Source organism: Campylobacter concisus, from assembly GCF_902460595.1.
In the GTDB taxonomy this organism is placed as follows: domain Bacteria; phylum Campylobacterota; class Campylobacteria; order Campylobacterales; family Campylobacteraceae; genus Campylobacter_A; species Campylobacter_A concisus_BL.
This window is the reverse complement of the sequence record NZ_CABPVA010000014.1, coordinates 1-1,123: the sequence shown is the minus strand read 5'-3', so window position 1 is coordinate 1,123 and position 1,123 is coordinate 1. Positions and strand designations below refer to the sequence as shown.

The 1,123-nt window shown below is 37.4% G+C and carries 1 protein-coding gene; it reads right to left on the bottom strand.

The features are described from left to right. On the bottom strand, positions 1-1,054 hold a 1,054-nt coding region (locus tag F3G86_RS10550), incomplete at its 3' end, for a hypothetical protein (RefSeq protein WP_188116456.1). Positions 1,055-1,123 lie beyond the last annotated feature (69 nt).

Below are 1,123 nucleotides of genomic sequence, written 5' to 3'. Positions count from 1 at the left end.
AAAGCTCTTCTTCTCTTCTTTTTAAGAGCTTATTTATCCTTGAAGCGTTAGAGGTTGAAGAGGAGGTTAAATTTACGCAGTAGATATTTTCGGTCTCAAATTTCTTTGATGTCTCAGAGCTCAAAAGAGAATTTAGCTTATCGGCAAATGGCTTAAATAGCCCCTCACACTTTGAAGCGGTATTGTTTGATCTCTCTTCATCTTTTTGCATAAATTCTAAATGTGTGACGTCTTCTTTGTGCTCTTTGCCGTTTTTGTGTTTTGTTACATACATAGCTTTAGAGATATTTAGGTGGGTAAAGATGTCTATGCACTCGCCAAAGCTGACGCGCTCCATGCTAGTGGCACTAGATGAGTCACTTAGAGCTCTATTGTTTTCGTCTGACTCGTAAAGGCCAAACTGAGCTGATATCTTTTGTCTTAAAAGTTTAAGGTTGTGCGGGTTGTCACTGCTAAAGCTCTCGTGAGCTAGCCAAAACCACGCTTTAAAGCGACTTTTGCTCTTGATGTATTTTGCTAAAGCTGGGTCGATATTTTTCTTGCTACTTATGTGAAGCAGGGCAAGAAGTGCTACATGCTCTTTTGAGATCTGTGACGTTCCAGATGAAGTGAGTTTAACCTCTTCTAAATTTGCAAGTGACGATCCTCTTAGCTTATCTTGTATATCAGCTGCTAGTGGCTTTAGCTTTGACTCTAAAATGGCATTTAACTGCTCATCTTGGCTAAATTTAAACTCAGGCAACTCTGCGCCGTAAGCGGTCCTTGCAGCATTATTTATATCATTAAAAAGCTTTTCTGTATCTATCTTTGAAACCACGATTTTGCTTGTAGTGTTTGTTATAGTTTTTCTAACAGCCTCAATAACTTTTGCTTTGCTAGCACCATAAATCTGAGCGCATATCGCCTCCAGATCGTCCTTTAGGCTAAAGCTATATCCCATAAGTAACTTGTCGTCAGAGATGAAAGGCTTATTGATGTCAGCACTATATGATAGTTTGATGATATCTATTAAGTTTTCTTTAAAAGTTGCATCATTTCTAGGGGTAATTGGCATAAAATTCTTCCTTAATTTTTTCGCCAAATATTAGCATAAACTTAAAAAGTATTCAATAAAAAACTCTTA